The organism is Micromonospora ferruginea, assembly GCF_013694245.2.
In the GTDB taxonomy this organism is placed as follows: domain Bacteria; phylum Actinomycetota; class Actinomycetes; order Mycobacteriales; family Micromonosporaceae; genus Micromonospora; species Micromonospora robiginosa.
The window spans coordinates 3,014,674-3,031,960 of record NZ_CP059322.2; the positions used below are offsets into that span (position 1 = coordinate 3,014,674).

Annotated in this window: 14 protein-coding genes; 1 reads left to right on the forward strand and 13 read right to left on the reverse strand. The window is 74.7% G+C overall.

From position 1 onward, the window contains the following. Positions 1-2: 2 nt before the first annotated feature. From H1D33_RS12775 to ald, 4 genes are all read right to left on the reverse strand, one after another. Positions 3-971 (reverse strand): segregation and condensation protein A, encoded by a 969-nt coding sequence (locus tag H1D33_RS12775; RefSeq protein ID WP_181567852.1) that lies wholly within the window; start codon positions 969-971, stop codon positions 3-5. A gap of 41 nt (positions 972-1,012) precedes the next feature. Then, entirely contained in the window at positions 1,013-1,936 is a 924-nt protein-coding gene (locus H1D33_RS12780) for a ParA family protein (RefSeq protein ID WP_091070788.1), read from the reverse strand. A gap of 169 nt (positions 1,937-2,105) precedes the next feature. Beyond that, positions 2,106-3,092, reverse strand: coding sequence for a site-specific tyrosine recombinase XerD (locus H1D33_RS12785; RefSeq protein WP_181572765.1), 987 nt, complete (start codon positions 3,090-3,092; stop codon positions 2,106-2,108). After that, positions 3,089-4,204 (reverse strand): alanine dehydrogenase, encoded by a 1,116-nt coding sequence (gene ald, locus H1D33_RS12790; protein ID WP_181567851.1) that lies wholly within the window; start codon positions 4,202-4,204, stop codon positions 3,089-3,091. The genes H1D33_RS12785 and ald overlap by 4 nt, the downstream gene beginning before the upstream one ends. A gap of 228 nt (positions 4,205-4,432) precedes the next feature. Here ald and H1D33_RS12795 point away from each other — a divergent pair, with 228 nt between their 5' ends. Further along, positions 4,433-4,747: a TM2 domain-containing protein gene (locus H1D33_RS12795; RefSeq protein WP_414685539.1), complete on the forward strand. Its 315-nt coding sequence runs from the start codon at positions 4,433-4,435 to the stop codon at positions 4,745-4,747. A gap of 67 nt (positions 4,748-4,814) precedes the next feature. Here H1D33_RS12795 and H1D33_RS12800 read toward each other — a convergent pair whose 3' ends face one another. The 9 genes from H1D33_RS12800 to recN all read right to left on the reverse strand — a co-directional run bounded on the left by H1D33_RS12800 (position 4,815) and on the right by recN (position 17,261). Then, the gene (locus H1D33_RS12800) at positions 4,815-5,420 is read right to left on the reverse strand and encodes an NUDIX domain-containing protein (RefSeq protein ID WP_181567849.1); all 606 of its coding nucleotides are present in this window, start codon (positions 5,418-5,420) and stop codon (positions 4,815-4,817) included. Next, positions 5,417-7,147 (reverse strand): CTP synthase, encoded by a 1,731-nt coding sequence (locus tag H1D33_RS12805; RefSeq protein WP_181567848.1) that lies wholly within the window; start codon positions 7,145-7,147, stop codon positions 5,417-5,419. The genes H1D33_RS12800 and H1D33_RS12805 overlap by 4 nt, the downstream gene beginning before the upstream one ends. Next, entirely contained in the window at positions 7,045-9,483 is a 2,439-nt protein-coding gene (locus H1D33_RS12810; protein ID WP_246411403.1) for a hypothetical protein, read from the reverse strand. Before H1D33_RS12810 ends, H1D33_RS12805 begins: the two co-directional genes overlap by 103 nt. Next, positions 9,483-10,616 carry a glycosyltransferase family 4 protein gene (locus tag H1D33_RS12815; protein ID WP_181567847.1) on the reverse strand — a complete coding sequence of 378 codons (1,134 nt, stop codon included), beginning with the start codon at positions 10,614-10,616 and terminating at the stop codon, positions 9,483-9,485. The genes H1D33_RS12810 and H1D33_RS12815 overlap by 1 nt, the downstream gene beginning before the upstream one ends. Then, positions 10,613-12,310, reverse strand: a complete 1,698-nt coding sequence (murJ, locus tag H1D33_RS12820) for a murein biosynthesis integral membrane protein MurJ (RefSeq protein ID WP_181567846.1) — start codon at positions 12,308-12,310, stop codon at positions 10,613-10,615. Before murJ ends, H1D33_RS12815 begins: the two co-directional genes overlap by 4 nt. A 1-nt stretch (position 12,311) precedes the next feature. Continuing rightward, entirely contained in the window at positions 12,312-13,175 is an 864-nt protein-coding gene (locus tag H1D33_RS12825; RefSeq protein ID WP_181567845.1) for a hypothetical protein, read from the reverse strand. 61 nt (positions 13,176-13,236) lie between these two features. Continuing rightward, positions 13,237-14,178, reverse strand: a complete 942-nt coding sequence (locus H1D33_RS12830; protein WP_181567844.1) for a copper transporter — start codon at positions 14,176-14,178, stop codon at positions 13,237-13,239. Between the two features lie 28 nt (positions 14,179-14,206). Then, positions 14,207-15,385 (reverse strand): putative cytokinetic ring protein SteA, encoded by a 1,179-nt coding sequence (steA, locus tag H1D33_RS12835; protein ID WP_181567843.1) that lies wholly within the window; start codon positions 15,383-15,385, stop codon positions 14,207-14,209. 118 nt (positions 15,386-15,503) lie between these two features. Then, positions 15,504-17,261 carry a DNA repair protein RecN gene (gene recN, locus H1D33_RS12840; protein ID WP_181567842.1) on the reverse strand — a complete coding sequence of 586 codons (1,758 nt, stop codon included), beginning with the start codon at positions 17,259-17,261 and terminating at the stop codon, positions 15,504-15,506. Positions 17,262-17,287 lie beyond the last annotated feature (26 nt).

Here is a 17,287-nt window from a genome sequence, read left to right on the forward strand (position 1 = left end):
GCTCACTCCTGCGTCGGTGCGGATTCGTCCGCCGGCCCGCCCGTGGGCGGCGCGGCGGCAGCGGGTGGTGCGGCGTCCGCCGGTTCCGGCGAGCCGGCGTACTCGTCGACGGTCAGCTCGGCGTCGCCGTCAACCGGGCCGGTCCAGCGGACCGTCAGCTCCTCCAGCGCCTGCTCCTGCACGAACGCGACCAGGCCCTGCCGGTACAGCTCCAGCAGCGCCAGGAACCGGGCCACCACCTCCAGCGTCATCTCGCAGTCGGCGCAGAGCAGCGAGAAGGTGGCCACTCCGGCGCGGCGCAGCCGGTCGGCGATGATGCCGGCGTGCTCCCGGACGCTGACCCGGACCATGTGCACGTGGGCGATGGACACCTCGGGCACCGGCTTCGGGCTCATCGCCTTCACCGCCAGCTTGAGCAGCCGCTGCGGGCCGATGCCGAGCACCAGGTCGGGCAGCGCCTCGGCGTACCGGGGTTCCAGGGTGACCGCGCGCGGGTAGCGCCGGCCGCCGACGGACTCCAGCTCGGCGATGTGCGCCGCCGCCTCCTTGTACGCCTTGTACTGCAGCAGTCGGGCGAAGAGCAGGTCGCGCGCCTCCAGCAGCGCCAGGTCCTCCTCGTCCTCCACCTCGGCCGAGGGCAGCAGCCGGGCCGCCTTGAGGTCGAGCAGGGTGGCGGCGACCAGCAGGAACTCGCTGGTCTCGTCCAGGTCCCACTGGTCGCCCATGGCCCGCAGGTAGGCGATGAACTCGTCGGTGACCTTGTGCAGGGCGACCTCGGTGACGTCCAGCTTGTGCTTGCTGATGAGCTGGAGCAGCAGGTCGAACGGGCCGGTGAAGTTGTCCAGCCGGACGGTGAAGCCGCTGGTCTCCTCGACCACGGCGGCGTCAGCGGGGACGACGCCGTCGACCTCGGCGGCCAGTCCGGCGACGTCCGCCGGACCGGCGTGCGGGTCGAGGGGCGGCGCGGTCACCGGGAAACCGTAGTCGACGCGGCGGGCGGGCGGCGTGCGCCCTACCGGTCCGCCTCGGCGGCGATCACCTCTCGGGCGAGCTGCCGGTAGTTGCGCGCGCCGGAGGACGCTGGGTCGAGGGTAGTGATGGGCGCGCCGGCCACCGTCGACTCGGGGAACTTCACGGTCTTGGTGATGACGGTCTGGTAGACCTTGTCGCCGAACGCCTCCACGACCCGTTGCAGCACCTGCCGGCAGTGGGTGGTGCGGCTGTCGTACATGGTGGCGAGGATGCCTTCGAGTTCCAGGTCGAAGTTGAGCCGCTCACGCACCTTGTCGATGGTGTCCAGCAGCAGCGCCACGCCGCGCAGGCTGAAGAACTCGCACTCCAGCGGGATGAGCACGCCGTGCGCGACGGTCAGCGCGTTGATCGCCAGCAGGCCCAGCGAGGGCTGGCAGTCGATCAGGATGAAGTCGTACTCCTTGCGGATGGTGCGCAGCACCCGGGCCAGGGCCATCTCCCGGGCGACCTCGTTGACGAGCTGGATCTCGGCGGCGGAGAGGTCGATGTTGGCCGGCAGCAGGTGCAGCCCGGCCACGTCGGTCTTGATCAGGACGTCCTCGGCGGTGACGTCGTCCTGCATGAGCAGGTTGTAGACCGACAGGTCGAGGTTGTGCGGGTTGACGCCCAGGCCGACGGAGAGGGCGCCCTGCGGGTCGAAGTCGACCAGGAGCACCTTGCGGCCGTATTCCGCGAGGGCGGCGCCCAGGTTGATGGTGGTCGTGGTCTTGCCGACGCCACCCTTCTGGTTGGCCATCGCGATGATCCGCGCCGGGCCGTGCCGGTCGGTCGGCATCGGCTCGGGGATCGGCTTGCGCATGGTGTAGGCCGCCGGGTCGGCGGGGCCGAGGTCGGCGCCGAGCGTCGCCTGCTGCTCACGGAGCTCCGACGTCCAGGTCTCGGCACGGTCACCGTTTCCTGCCATGTCCTCGTTGCCCCCTCCCGACGACCACCCCGGCGTCGGAGCCGTCCGACGTCCCTCGCGGCGCCGCTGCGCACCCCCGGTCCGTCGCACCTGGAGGCCCGCGCCGATGCCGACTGTACGCCACGGGCCAGCAGCAGCTTCGGCACCGGGTCGGCGTGTCGGCGACCCGTCAGGGCAGGGCGCGCGGGTGCGCGGTCGCGTACACCTCGCGCAGCCGTTCCACCGTGACCAATGTGTACACCTGGGTGGTGGTCACCGACGCGTGGCCGAGCAGTTCCTGCACCACGCGCACGTCCGCGCCGCCGTCGAGCAGGTGGGTGGCGTACGAGTGGCGCAGCGTGTGCGGGGAGACCGCCTCCGGCCCGTCGACCGGCAGGCCGGCACGGCCGGCGGCGGCACGCAGCACGCCCCAGGCCCCCTGCCGGGTGAGTGGTCCGCCGCGGGCGTTGACGAACAGCGCCGGGGTGCCCCGCCCGGCGGCGAGCAGCGCCGGCCGGCCGCGGACCAGCCAGGCACGCACCGCGTCGGCGGCGTACCCGCCGACCGGGACGAGGCGGGTCCGGCCGCCCTTGCCGCGCAGCAGCACCGTCCCGGCGTCCAGGTCGAGGTCGTCGACGGCCGCGCCGACCGTCTCGGAGATGCGCGCGCCGGTGCCGTACAGGAACTCCAGCAGCGCCCGGTCACGCAGCGCGCGGGGCGCGTCGTCGCCGGTGGCCGCGGTCGCGCCGGCGGCCTCCAGCAGCCGCAGGACGGCGTCGACCGGCAGCGCCCGGGGCAGCCGGCGCGGCGGCGTGGGCGGCCGGACGTCGCGGCCCGGGTCGTCGCCGGTCAGGCCCTCGCGCAGCGCGAAGCGGTGCAGGCCGCGGACCGCGCTGGCGGCCCGGGCGGCGGACGAGACGGCCAACGGCGGGTGCGCGTCGTCGCCGGCGCGCAGCCGGGCCAGGTGGGCCTCGACCTGGGCGGCGCCGGCGGCGGCCAGGTCGGTCACCCCGGCGTCGGCCAGCGTGGTCAGGTAGCGGTCCAGGTCCCGGCGGTACGCGGCGAGCGTGTGGCCGGACAGCCCGCGCTCGACGGTGAGGTGGTCCAGGTAGCCGCGGACCGCCCGACGCAGGGCCGGCGCGGGTTGCGCGCCGGCCCGTGGCGTCGTCTCGGTCAGCTCAGCACCTCGGCCAGCGGCAGCACGTCCATGCCGTGCGCCTCGGCGACCGGGCCGTAGACGACCTTGCCGTCGTGGGTGTTCAGGCCCAGCGCCAGCGCCGGGTCGGCGCGCAGCGCCTCCCGCCAGCCCTGGTTGGCCAGTTCGAGGGCGTACGGCAGGGTGACGTTGGTCAGCGCGTAGGTGCTGGTGTTCGGCACCGCGCCGGGCATGTTCGCCACGCAGTAGAAGATCGAGTCGTGCACCTTGTAGGTCGGGTCGGCGTGCGTGGTCGGGCGCGAGTCCTCGAAGCAGCCGCCCTGGTCGATGGCGATGTCGACGAGCACGCTGCCCGGCTTCATCCGGGAGACCAGCTCGTTGGAGATCAGCTTCGGGGCCTTCGCGCCGGGCACCAGCACCGCGCCGATGACCAGGTCCGCGTCGAGCACGGCCCGCTCGATCTCGTACGCGTTGGACGCGACCGTCTGCAGGTGGCCCCGGTAGATGGCGTCGGCGGAGCGCAGTCGGGCCACGTTCTTGTCCAGCAGCAGCACCTCGGACTGCAGGCCGAGCACGATGGCGGCGGCGTTCAGGCCGGACACGCCGGCGCCGATGACCACGGTCTTGGCCGCGTACACGCCGGAGACGCCGCCGGGCAGCACGCCCCGGCCACCGCCGGTGCGCATCATGTAGAACGCGCCGACCTGCGGGGCGAGCCGGCCGGCCACCTCGGACATCGGGGCGAGCAGCGGCAGTGACCGGTCGGGCAGCTCGACCGTCTCGTAGGCGATGCCGGTGACCTTCTTCTCGACCAGCGCGTCGGTGCAGTCGCGGGAGGCGGCCAGGTGCAGGTAGGTGAAGAGCACCTGCCCCTCGCGCATCCGGTGGTACTCCTCGGCGATCGGCTCCTTGACCTTGAGCACCAGCTCGGCGGTCTCCCAGACCTCGTCGGCGGTGGCGAGGATCTTCGCCCCGGCGGCGGCGAACTCGTCGTCGGTGATGCTGGAGCCGACCCCGGCGCCCGCCTCGACGAAGACCTCGTGGCCGTGGCGGGTGAACTCGTTGACGCCCGCCGGCGTGATCGCCACCCGGTACTCGTGGTTCTTGACCTCGCGGGGGATTCCGACCTTCACGATGCAGACACCTTCCTCCGGGGCGGCTCACCCCCGACAGCACGGCGTCCCGCCGGCTCCGTTGCCGACGCGGTCCACCGGTCCCGCCGGCGGCAGTCTAGGCGTGCGGGCGGCCGGCGGACGCCAACACAGTGACATCCGGTGCCCGGTGGTGCTGACGGAGTGTCAGGCATGGGCCGGGCCGGCCGGCCGAGAGGCCGTCAGCCGACAGGACAGACTTCGGTAAATATCCTCGCACCGTCGGGGTGCCGATGCGGACAGGACGCGAGTGGATCACTATGGTGTCCGCTCATGACCACTCCTTACCAGCAGCACCCGTACGGCGTCTCGGACAAGAGCAAGGTCGTCGCGGGCATCCTCCAGATCCTCCTCGGCGGTTTCGGTATCGGCCGCTTCTACATGGGCGACACCAAGACCGGCGTGATCCAGCTCGTGGTCACGCTCGTGACCTGTGGCTTCGGTGCCATCTGGGGTCTCATCGACGGCATCCTGATCCTGGTCAACGGCGGCGTGGACGGCCAGGGCCGCCCGCTGCGCGACTGATCGGGGCGACACCGAAAAGGGGCCGCGCGGCACACGCCGCACGGCCCCTTTCGTCGTCGGTTCCCGATCAGCGCGGCAGCGGCGCCTCCGGGCGGCGCAGCTCGGCGAAGCCGGTCTCCCGGGCCCGCGCGGCGGCGAGCAGCCCGGCCACGCAGGACGCGTTGGTGATCTCCCCGGCCAGGACCATCCGGACCGCCTCGTCGAGGTCGACGCGGACCACCTGGAGGTCGGCCTCCTCATCGCTGCGCTCGTGGCGCTCGCCGGCGGGCACCTCGGCGAGGCCGCGGGCCAGGAAGACCCGGACCACCTCGTCGGAGAAGCCCGGCGAGCTGTGCAGGTCGACAAGCACGTCGACGCGCCCGGCGGTCAGGTCGGCCTCCTCGGCCAGCTCCCGTGCCGCCGCGGCGGCCAGGTCCTCCCCGCTGACGTCCATCAGGCCCGCCGGCAGCTCCCACAGGTGCCGGCCGACCGGGTGACGGTACTGCCGGATCAGCACCACCTGGCCGGCGTCGTCGAGCGCCACCACGGCCACCGCGCCCACGTGCCGCACGTAGTCGCGGGTCGCGGTCCCGCCGCCGGGCATGGTCACGTCGTCGCTGACCACTGAGAAGATCCGGCCGGACCAGACGTCGCGACGCGTGGTCACCTCGTACCGGTGCTCCACGCCGCTCACTGGGCGGTTGCCTTCGCGGCGCCGCCGCGGCCGGTCTTCTTCGGCGCGCCGTCCAGGTCCACCGGCAGCCGGTCCGCCTCGGAGTACGCGACCGCGGCGCCCACGAACGCCGCGAACAGCGGGTGCGGGCGGGTGGGGCGGCTCTTCAGCTCCGGGTGCGCCTGGGTGGCCACGAAGAACGGGTGCAGGTTGCGGTCCAGCTCCACGAACTCGACGAGCCGGCCGTCCGGCGAGGTGCCGGAGATGGTCAGGCCGGCCTTGGTGAGCTGGTCGCGGTAGGCGTTGTTCACCTCGTAGCGGTGCCGGTGCCGCTCGCTGACCTCGGTGCTGCCGTACGCCTCGGCGACGATCGAACCCTCGGCCAGCGTCGCCGGGTAGGCCCCGAGCCGCATGGTGCCGCCCAGGTCGCCCCGGCCGGCCACGATGTCCTCCTGGTCGGCCATGGTGGCGATGACCGGGTGCACGGCCTCCTCGTCGAACTCCAGCGAGTTCGCGCCGTCGAGGTTGGCCAGGTGCCGGGCCACCTCGATGGTCATGCACTGCAGGCCGAGGCAGAGGCCGAGCAGCGGGACGCCGTTCTCCCGGGCGTAGCGGGCGGTGCCCACCTTGCCCTCGATGCCGCGCACCCCGAAGCCGCCGGGGATGACGACGCCGTCTACGCCGGCCAGGGCGGCGGCCGCGCCGGCCGGGGTGACGCACTCGTCGCTGGGCACCCACTTGAGCTGCACCCGGGCGCGGTGGCCGAAGCCGGCCGCCCGGATCGCCTCGCTCACCGACAGGTAGGCGTCGGGCAGGTCGACGTACTTGCCGACCAGGGCGACGGTGATCGTGTGGCGCGGCTGGTGCACCCGCTCCAGCAGGTCGTCCCAGCTCGTCCAGTCGACGTCGCGGAACGACAGGCCGAGCCGGCGCACCACGTACGCGTCCAGGCCCTCGCGGTGCAGCACCTTCGGGATGTCGTAGATGCTCGGCGCGTCCGGGGCGGCGGTGACCGCCTCCCGGTCGACGTCGCAGTAGAGCGACAGCTTCTCCTTGACCTTGTCCGGGATCTCCCGGTCGCAGCGCAGCACCAGCGCGTCGGGCTGGATGCCGATGCTGCGGAGCTGCGCCACCGAGTGCTGCGTCGGCTTGGTCTTCAGCTCGCCCGAGGGCGCCAGGTAGGGCACCAGCGACACGTGCAGGTAGAAGCAGTTGTCCCGGCCCAGGTCGTGCCGGATCTGGCGGATCGACTCCAGGAACGGCAGCGACTCGATGTCGCCGACCGTGCCGCCGACCTCGGTGATCACCACGTCGGGGACCTGGCCGTCGGCGTCCGGGTCGGCCATGCCGAGGATCCGGGCCTTGATCTCGTTGGTGATGTGCGGGATGACCTGGACCGTGTCGCCCAGGTATTCGCCGCGCCGCTCCTTGGCGATCACCGCCGAGTAGATCTGCCCGGTGGTGACGTTCGCCTTGCCGGAGAGGTCCCGGTCCAGGAACCGCTCGTAGTGGCCGACGTCGAGGTCGGTCTCGGCCCCGTCCTCGGTGATGAACACCTCGCCGTGCTGGAACGGGTTCATCGTGCCGGGATCGACGTTCAGGTACGGGTCGAGCTTCTGCATCACCACGCGCAGACCGCGCGCGGTCAGCAGGTTGCCGAGGCTGGAGGCGGTGAGGCCCTTACCCAGCGAGGAGGCGACTCCCCCGGTGACGAAAATGTGCCTGGTCGTCCGTGCTGAAGGGGCCAAGGCCTGCTCCCGTGTCGTCCGTAGCGGTCGTGCGAACCGCCGTGCCGATCAGCCAAGTGATCACGCGATCCACGGGATTCCACGGTAACACCTTCCGGACCGTGAGCTGCCGTCGCACCCGCTGTCGGCGCACGTGAGGCCCGATCCGGCGCTCCCGACCCACCCGACGGACCGGTGTCCCCGGGGCCGGAACCGCGGGGCGGCGCCGCGCCGCCCTCTCCCCCGCCGCGCCCGCCGTCGGGCACGGTGCGGTCGGTGGAGTGGTCGAGCACGCGCAACGCCGCCAGCGCCGCCATCGGCACCACCAGGGCGCCCGCCGCGCCGGCCACGTCCAGCGCCGAACCGCCCAGCACGCCGCCGAGCCCGGCGGCCACCCCGGTGCCGGCCATCGCCGCCCGGATCGCCGGGTAGATGCCGAACAGCCGCATCAGGCCGCCCCACGGCTGCAGCAGCGCCAGCCAGACCAGCGCCGCCCCGGCCAGCGCCAGCACGGTCAGCGGGCTGTTCACCAGGGTCTGGAAGTTCGAGGTGCTGGAGCGGTGCACGGTCAGCCCGCCGGTGCCGTCGCCGAGCGCGGCCAGGAACCGGCCCAGGCTGCCCCGCTCGGCCGCCGGCCGGTCCAGGTCCACCAGCGCGAAACCGATGGTCACCGCCAACCCCGCCATGGTCGCCCAGGCGAGCCGGCTGACGGTCAGCCAGCCGCCGGTGCAGATCGCCGCCGCCACGCTCAACCCGGCGGTCAACGCGATCGCGCCGATCGAGTCGGCGCCCAGGTAGGGGCTGCCCACCACCACCACGGCCGCGCCGCCCACCGCCACCAGGACGGCCGGCCGCCAGCCACGGCGTACCCGCTGGGCCAGCCAGCCGCCGCAGAGCAGCGAGCCGGCGATGAACACGCCCAGCCCCACCGTGCCCAGCCCGGCGTACCGGCCGCCCTCCAGCGCGGAGTAGCCGACCACCCCGTTGAGTTGCAGCCGGGAGCCGGTGAGCACGTCCACGCCGACCACCAGGGTGGCCAACCCGGCGACCGCGCCGAGCGGCCCGAGCGTGCGGTCGTGCCCGGGGGTGAACCGCACCGCGGCGGTGCCGCCGACGATCAGCAGCGCGGTCACCGAGGCGAACCACCAACCGGCGTGGTGCCCCCGCCACCACGGCACCGCGTCGGCCAGCAACGCCGCCGGCACGGCCAGCGCGGCGGCGATCAGCAGCAGCTCCACCATCGCCACCACCCGCGGGGACACCGGCGCAGGCGAGTGCGGGCCGGCGAGCCGGCGAGCCCGGCGCAGCAGCGGCAGCACCGCCACCGCGAGCGCCATCTGGGCGGCGGCGAGCAGGGTGAAGAACCAGCCGGCCACCCGCCGCTGGGCGGCGGCCTCCCGGTCGGCGTCGGCCGGCGCCTCGATCGCGGTCCGCAGGTCGTCCGGCCGGTCGTCGACGGTCACCGCCGGCCGGCCGAGGAAGAGCCGCTCCGGCATCGGCCGGCCCAGCGCGGCGAGCGCGGTCGGCGCCAGGTCGACCAGTTGCAGGTAGCCGGAGCGGGCGGTGCTGGGCGAGGACAGCCAGCCGCCGTTCCAGCCGGGTCCGTCGGCCACCGCCACGTGCAGCCGCGCCGGGGTGTCGGTGTCCGAGACGCCGGCCACCAGCACCAGCGAGCGTGGCGGCCGGGCGGCGAGCACCCGGGCGAGCCGTTCGTCGGCCTGGCGCGCCTGGGCGGCCCGCACCCGCGGGTCGTCGTCGTCGACCGTGCCCACGTCGACGATGCTGAGCACGCAGGAGCCGAGCAGCTCCGCCGGGTCGTCGGGCAGCTTCGCCTCGTACCGGTCGACCCGGCCGAACGGGCGCGCGGCGGCCACCGCGGCGCCCGGGCCGACCGCCACCGAGCAGCGCACCGACTCCGCCAGCGCGCCCGGCGTGGCGCCCCAGGCCAGCTTGTCCTGGTTGTACGCGACGACGCCGGGCTGGTCGGGCAGGTTGGCGCCGATGCCGTCGGGTTCCTCCACGGTCACCCCGCTGGCCGGGCAGCCGCCACCCGGACGGCTGCCGTTCCAGGCGGCGAAGTTGCCGGCGCCGAGGGTCAGCCAACCGTCCACCGGGCAGGTGGGGCGATGCGCGGAGCGCACCGACAGCGAGCCGATCGCGCCCTGCTCGGCCATCTTCCACAACGTCGGGGTGTTCTGCGGGTCCACGTCGTCCCAGCGCAGGCCGGCCGCGCCGACGAGCACCACGAAGTCGGCGCTGCGTCGGGGCGTGCCGTCGTCCGGGCGGGCGGCCAGCGCGGTGACGCCCAGCACCACCACCGCCAGGGTCAGCAGCACCGGGGTCAGTCGGCGCAGCATCAGCGGGTTCCCGGTGCGCGCTGCGGCGTCAGCTCGGCGTACAGGTCGGCGAGCGCGGCCACGGTGTCCGCCTCGGTGGGCCACGCCGCGGCCCGGGCCGCGCCCCGGCGGCCCAGCTCGGCGCGGCGCGCCGGGTCGTCGAGCAGCGCCCGCACCGCCGTGTCGACGGCGTCCACGTCCCCGGCCGGGACCAGCACCGCGGCGTCGCCGACCAGCTCCGGCAGGCCACCGACCGCGGTGGCGACCAGCGGTACGCCGGCGCGCAGCGCCTCCTGCGCGAACAGTTGGCGGGCCTCCCAGTCGCTGGTGACCACCGCCAGGTCGGCGCCGCCCAGCAGGTCCGCCACGTCGGTGCGGTGCCCGAGCAGCGTCACCGGCGCGCGGGCCGCCGAGATCCGCGCGGCCAGCGGCAGGTAGGCGGGTCCACTGCCGGCGATCACCACCGCCGGGGCGGGGGTCCGGGTGCGCCACCGGGCGGCGGCGTCGATCAGCACGTCGTACCGCTTCTGCGGGTGCAGCCGGCCCACCGACACGATCAACGGCCGCTCGCCGGTCACGCCGAACTCGGCGCGCACCGCGGCGCGGCGGCGGCGCGGCGCGGGCAGCGTCGGCGCGGCGACCGGGGCCAGCCGGGCGTCGGAGGCGCCCAGCGCGGCGGCCCGCTCGACCAGGTCGGCGGAGGCGCCCAGCGCGACCCGGACGGACCGGGCGACGATCCGCTCGACCAGCCGGGACACCGCGCCCCGCAGCCCACCGGCGAGTACGGCGTTGTGCCAGGTCACGACCAGCGGCACGGCGGGACGGGCGAGCGCCGCGACCAGGCCGGCGCGCAGCCCGTGCGCGTGCACCACGTCGACCGGCGTGTCCGCCAGCGCCCGGCGCAGCGCGGTGACCGCCCGCGCGTCGGAGGGGGTGGGGGTGGCCGGGATCTCCACCGGGGTGAACCGGGCACCCGCCCCGGTGAAGTCGAACTGGTCCTGGGTGGCGGCCGGCCCGCAGACCAGCACCGTCGCGCCGGCCTCGGTCAGCCCCCGGGCGACGGAGCGGACGTGCTGCCCCACGCCGCCGGTGCTGGAGGCGAGCACCAGGGCGACCGAGCCGGGCCAGCGCGGTGCCGGCGAGGCGTCCGTCATGAGGAAACGGTCTCCTTTCCGTCACCCCGGTCGCCGGGGTGCTGGCCTGCCGACGGGCCGTCGGCCGGGCCGGCCGCTCGCCGGCGCCGCAGCCGGCGGGTCACGGCCGCGAGCAGCGGCCGAAGGTCGCGGGCGTCGGTCAGCCAGGCGACGGCGAGGAACAGGACGCCGACCACGACCCCGGACAGCATGCCCTGCGCGAGGGCCTCGAATGTCGTCGGGGTCCCGCCGGTCGCCCCGGCGAGCCCCCCGGCGGTGGCCGCTCCGCCCGCCGCGGCGACCACGGCGGCCAGCAGCCCGGCCGCGGCGGCCCGACCCAGGCCGGCCAGTGCCCGCGGCCCGGCGGCGCGGCGCACGGCGGCGACCAGCAGCGCGCCGAGCAGCACCATGCCGGCGGACGTGGCAAGCGTCACCGCGAGCACCCGGTCGGCCAGCGGCAGCACCTGGCCGAGCAGGATCGCCAGCACCGGCACGCTCAGCCAGCCGAGCGCGGTGGCGACGGCGGCCGAGCGGGTCTCGCCCCGGGCGTAGAGCGCCCGGGTGAGCACCGCGAACAGCCCGTAACCGAGCAGGCCGGGCGCGAATCCGGCGATCCCGGCGGCGGCGGTGCGGGCGGCGACCGGGTCGGCGAAGAAGAAGTGCCCGACCGGGATCGCGACGCCGACCAGCGCGGCGGCGCCCAGCAGGCTGAACAGCACCACCCCGCGCACCGCCGGGGCCAGGGTGTCGCGGTAGGCGCGCTCGTCGCCGCTCGCCCGGGCCGCCACCAGCGTCGGGTACGCGGCGATCGCGAGCGGCACCGCCAGCACCGCCCAGGGCAGGAAGTAGACGGTCTGGGCCAGGTTGTAGACGACGACGTCGGCGGTCCGGCCGTAGGTGACCTGGTTGAGCGTGACGGCGAGGGCGATCTGCTGCGCGGCCACGGTGACCACCCCGGCGACCACCAGCCCACCGACCCGGGCCCGGGCGTCGGCCGGGAACCGGTAGCCCGGCCGGGGCCGCAGTCGTAGCCGGCGCAGCGGAATCAGCAGCGACAGCGAGAGCACCACCACACCGAGGGTGGTGCCGCCGGCGAGCAGCAGCTCGCCGGCGCGACCGGCCTCGCCGATGGTGGCCCCGAGCCCTTCGACGGCGGTGAAGCTGAGGTAGACGGCGATGACGGTGACGCTGGACAGCAGCGGCGCGATCACCGGCCAGGCGAAGCGCCGGTGCGCCTGGAGCACGCCGGTGAGCACGATCCCCACGCCGTAGAGCGGCAACTGCGGGGCGAACAGCCGCAGCATCCGCGCGCCGGACGCCTGCTGGGCCTCGCTCAGGCCGTGGCCCAGCAGCCCCATCAGCGGGTCGGCGAACACCGCCACCAGCACCGCCAGCGGGACCAGCAGGCTCAGCGTCCAGGTCAGCAGCGCCCCCGTGGTGGCGGCGACCGCCCGCCGGTCGCCCGCCTCGACCGCGCCGGCCAGCAGCGGTACGACCAGACTGGCCAGCGCCCCGCCGGCGACGATCTCGAAGATGAAGTTCGGGACGTAGTTGGCGACCAGGTAGGCGCCGCCCAGGTCGCTGGTGGACAGCGTCCAGGTGAACACGGCGGTGCGCCCGAAGCCGGCGAGGCGGCTGACCACGGTGAGCACGGCGATGAGGGCGGCCGCCCCGGCGACGCGGCCGGCGGCGGCGAGGGGTGCCGGTTTCGTCACGTCAGTCGGCGAGCCGACCCAGCTCGTCGAGGTGTCGCAACCCCGGGGTCCGCGCGATGACCTGGGTGAAGCTGACCTTCTCGCTGGCCGCGGTGAGCGCGGCGAGCACGGCGAGCGTGCCGGCGCGTCCCAGCGGCCCGGTGCGCGCCGCGAGGCTCACCCCGAGCAGCGCGCCGAGCGCGTTGGCGCCGCTGTCGCCGACCATCACCCGCTCGTGCAGGTCGTCGCCGACCAGCCCGGCGGCGGCGCCGACCGCGCCCGCGGCGATGCCGCCGTGCGGGCCGGTGGACAGCGGGACGCCGAGCAGCATGCCGGACTTCAACGCCCGGCCGGGCCGCAGGTCGAGCAGGTTGACCAGGTTGGCCGTGCCGGCCACCACGCCGGCGCCGAGCAGCACGTCCAGCCCTCGGCCGAGCGTGCCGGCGCGCTGCCGGCGGGGGTGCGCGGCGACCCGGGCGTCGGCCGCGAGCAGCATCGCCGCGCCCAGCCCGGCCGCGCCCACCCCGGCGACCTTGACCAGCCCGGCGGTGACCCGCCCGGCGCGCAGCGCGGCGAGGTGCCCGGCGAAGCCCTTGGCCGCCTTCTGCTCCGGGCGCGCGCCGACGACGTCGTCGTAGAGGCCGACCGCGCCCGCGCCGACGCCGGCCAGCAGCGCGGCGGCGCCGGCCGGGGCGCTGCCGGCGCCCAGCGCGCCCGCGGTCGCGGCGCCGACCGCCAGGGCCGGGCCGGCGGCCAGGGTCACGGTGCGGCCCCGGTAGTTGGTGCGCTCCAGCGCCGGCGCGCCGGGCGACGTACGCACCTCCCGTAGCGCGTAGCGGGCGGCCAGCGCCCCCGCGCCCACGGCCAGCAGCCGACCCAGTCTCACGCGACCCCTCCTGATCCGGACTCTCCACGCGACGCGGCACGGACCTTCCGGCCCGGCGCGGTCACTGGGGCAGTTTAGGCAGTCGCGAGGCGGCGTTGTCGCCCACGCCGTACTGGCCGACCTTCTTGCCGCCCACCTGCTCGGCGAGGGCGAGGCTGGTGACCAGTTGGCCCTGCACCGTGTTGGCGTTGTCGACGGTGGAGATGGTCTGTGACAGCGTCGGGTCGCCGCGGACCACGGCCACCACGTTGCCGCCGGTCGAGCCCATGCCGGCGATCACGAGGGCGCCCGCGCGGTCGAACATGTCGGCGATCTTCACGACCGACTCGTCCTTCTTCGCCGAGTCCTTGTCCACGTACGGCTGGCCGGTGACCAGCACCACCGCCTCGGCCGGGCCGGAGATCTTGTCCTCCGGGGTGAGGTAGCCGGCGGCGGCGTACTGCTGGAGCACGCTGCGGCGGTCGGTCTCGCTGACCGCGGGGCTGCCCGCCGGGCGGTCCAGCAGGACGTTGGCCAGCAGCGCGCTGGAGGTTTCCACGCCGTGCCCGTTGCCCGGCAGGTTGGTCGTCGACGCGCTGTTCGGACGGGCGGCGGTGACCGCCAGCTCCAGCAGGTTGTTGTTGCTGTCCGGGTTGATGAACTTGTCCTGCACGTCGACCCGGCCGGTGACGTCGGCGCCGGCGGTGCGGAGCATCTTCACCACGCCCTCGGTCTGGTCCCGCCCGCTGGGCAGGCTGACCACCACCACCCGGCGGCCGGTCAGCTTGCCGGGCAGGACGACCTCGGCCATCTCGGCGGCGAAGTCCTCCTCGGTCTCCAGCTGCTTCTGCATGCTGTTGACCGACTGGCGCATCAGCGAGTTGTCCTTGCGCAGGCCGTTGACGTTCTCCCGGAGCGAGTCGGCGACCGGGCCGTTGAGGGCGGCTGTGCCGACCACCAGGCCGATCGCCAGCGCGAGGAAGACCGCGGTCAGGGACACCACGTGGTAGCGGAAGTTGATCACGCTTGCAGCCTCTTGATCGTCGGGGGAGCTAGAAGAGCTGGCCGAGCTGGAACACGAAATTGTCCCACCATTCGGAGACCACGCCCAGGTACGCCTTCCCGACGGTGGAGACCGCCACCGCCGACGCCATCGCGGCCACCGCCGAGAGGACCAGCAGCAGCAGCGAGGAGCCGGAGATGCTCTGCCGGTAGAGCCGACTGACGCCCTTGGCGTCGACCAGCTTGCCGCCCACCTTCAGCCGGGTGAGGAACGTCGAGGCCATGCCGCCGCGGCCCTTGTCGAGGAACTCCACCAGGGTGGCGTGGGTGCCGACGGCCACCAGCAGCGACGCGCCCTTCTCGTCGGCCAGCAGCATGGCCAGGTCCTCGCTGGTGGCCGCCGCCGGGAACGTGATCGCCGGCACACCCAGGCCGTTGACCCGGGCCAGCCCCGGCGCCCGCCCGTCCGGGTAGGCGTGCACGATCACCTCGGCGCCGCAGCGCAGCACGTCGTCGGTGACCGAGTCCATGTCGCCGATGATCATGTCGGGCGTGTAGCCGGCCTCGACCAGCGCGTCGGCGCCGCCGTCGACGCCGATCAGCACCGGCTTGAACTCGCGGATGTAGGGACGCAGCACGTCCAGGTCGGCCTTGTAGTCGTAACCCCGGACCACGATCAGGCAGTGCCGGCCCTGCACCTGGGTCTGGATCTCCGGCACGCCGACGCCGTCGAGCAGCAGGTCGCGCTCCTGCCGGAGATAGTCCATCGTGTTGGCGGCGAACGCCTCCAACTGCACCGACAGGCCCTCGCGGGCGTCGGCCATCGACTTGGCCACCGTCTCGGCGTCCTGCAACGCGCCGTGCGTCACCGGCTCGGCGCCGACGAAGACCGTGTTGCCCTCGATCCGCACCAGGTCGCCCTCGCGCACCTGCTCGAAGACGCTCTCGCCGAGGTCGTCCAGGAGCGGGATGCCGGCCGCGACCAGCACCTCCGGCCCGAGGTTGGGGTAACGGCCGGACACCGACGGCTTGGCGTTGAGCACCGCGGCGACACCCACCGCGACGAGCGAATCGGCCGCCACCCGGTCCAGGTCGACGTGGTCGATGACCGCGATGTCACCGGGACGCAGGCGACCGACCAGCCGTTTCGTCCGGCGGTCGAGGCGCGCGGTGCCGAGGATCGAGCCCGGTTCCGCGTTCCGGCTCCGGCGCAGTGTGGGTAGACGCATCGTGACCATCCTGGCATGTGGGGCAGGTTCTGCTGTCGCGACATGCCTGAGCAGGGCCGCCTACCCAGGGAAGCACACCGGAGCGCACCCCGGTGTGCTTGCGCTCACAATCGGGGCGTCACGGACGCCTTTCCTTGGCCGCCACGGCCAGGAGTTCCTCGGCATGGGCGATACCCAGATCGGAGTCCGGCAAACCGGCCAGCATGCGGGCCAGCTCCCGGGACCGCTCGGTGTCCTCCACGACCCGCACGCCGCTCGTGGTCACCGCGCCGCCGGTGTCCTTCGCCACCACCAGGTGCCGGTCGGCGAACGCGGCGACCTGCGGCAGATGCGTCACCACGAGCACCTGGTGGCTGCGCGCCAACCGGGCCAGCCGCCGGCCGATCTCCACCGCGGCCTGACCGCCGACACCGGCGTCGACCTCGTCGAAGACCAGCGTGGGCGGCCCGCCCGACCCGGCGAACACCACCTCGATGGCGAGCATCACCCGGGACAGCTCACCGCCGGAGGCGCCCCGCTGCAACGGCAGCGCCGGCGCGCCCGGATGGGCCAGCAGCCGCAGCTCCACCTCGTCGGCGCCGTCCGGGCCGACGCCCGCCTCGGCGCCGTTGACCGGCAGGCTCGGCTCGGCCCGCCCGGCCGGCCGGGGCAGCACCGCGACCTCGATCCGGGCGTGCGGCATGGCCAGGCCGGCCAGCTCGACGGTGACCTGCTCGGCGAACCGCACCGCCGCCTCCTGCCGGGACGCCGACACCCGGCCGGCGAGGTCGGCCACCTCACCGGCCAGCCGCGCCGCCTCCCGGTCCAACTCGTCCAGCAGCTCGTCGGAGGTGTCCAGATCGGACAACCGGGTCCGGGCCCGCTCGGCCCAGGCCACCACGCCGTCGACGTCGTCGGCGTATTTGCGGGTGAGCGCGCGCAGCGCGGCGCGGCGCTCGTAGAGCGTCTGCAGGCGGGCCGGGTCGGCGTCCAGCGCGGTCAGGTAGGTGGACAGCTCGGCGGCCACGTCGGTGACCAGCGTCGCGGCCTCCTCCAGCCGGGCCGCCAGCTCGCCGAGCGCCGGGTCGGTGCCGGCCTGCGCCTCCAGCGTGCGGCGGGCGGTGCCGAGCAGCACGGCCGCGTCCGGGGTGTCGTCGGTCGCCTCCACCCCGCCGGCCACGCACTGCTGCGCGAGCTGGGCCGCGGTGCGCAGCCCCTCGGCGTGCTCCAGCCGCTGCGCCTCCGCCTTCAGCTCGTCGTCCTCCCCCGGCTGCGGGTCGACCCGGGTGATCTCGTCGAGGCCCAACCGCAGCAGGTCGGCCTCCTGGCTGCGCTCGCGGGCGTTGCGCCGGCGGTCGGCCAGGTCGTCGACCACCGCCCGCCACCGCCCGTACGCCTCGCGCAGCCCGTCGAGCAGCTTCTCGTGCTCGCCGCCGGCGAACCGGTCGAGCGCGGCGCGCTGCTCCGCCGGACGCAGCAGGCGCAACTGGTCGGACTGGCCGTGCACGGCCAGCACCTGCTCGCCGACCTCGCCGAGTGTCGCCACCGGCATGCTGCGCCCGCCCAGGTGCGCCCGGGACCGACCCTCGATCGTGACGCTGCGGCTGAGCAGCAGCGAGCCGTCGTCGTCGGGCTCGCCACCGGCGTCGACGATGCGGGCGTGCACCGACTCGGCCACCCGGCCGCGCAGCCGCAGCCGCCCCTCCACCAGCGCGCGGCCTGGCTGGGCCCGCACCCGCCCGGCGTCGGCCCGGCCGCCGAAGAGCAGGCCGAGGCCGGTCACCACCATGGTCTTGCCGGCGCCGGTCTCGCCGGTGATGACGTTCATCCCGCCGGCCAGCGGCAGCGTGGTGTCCTCGATGACGCCCAGTCCGGTGATGCGCAGCTCTTCCAGCACAGCACCCGACAGTAGCCCCGCCGGGT

What these genes read in the sequence shown, in the direction of transcription:
- H1D33_RS12780 (WP_091070788.1), bottom strand. Translation starts at nt 1,936, where the DNA reads ATGGCAGGAAACGGTGACCGTGCCGAGACCTGGACGTCGGAGCTCCGT.
- H1D33_RS12810 (WP_246411403.1), bottom strand. Translation starts at nt 9,483, where the DNA reads ATGCTGCGCCGACTGACCCCGGTGCTGCTGACCCTGGCGGTGGTGGTG.
- H1D33_RS12815 (WP_181567847.1), bottom strand. Translation starts at nt 10,616, where the DNA reads ATGACGGACGCCTCGCCGGCACCGCGCTGGCCCGGCTCGGTCGCCCTG.
- steA (WP_181567843.1), bottom strand. Translation starts at nt 15,385, where the DNA reads ATGCGTCTACCCACACTGCGCCGGAGCCGGAACGCGGAACCGGGCTCG.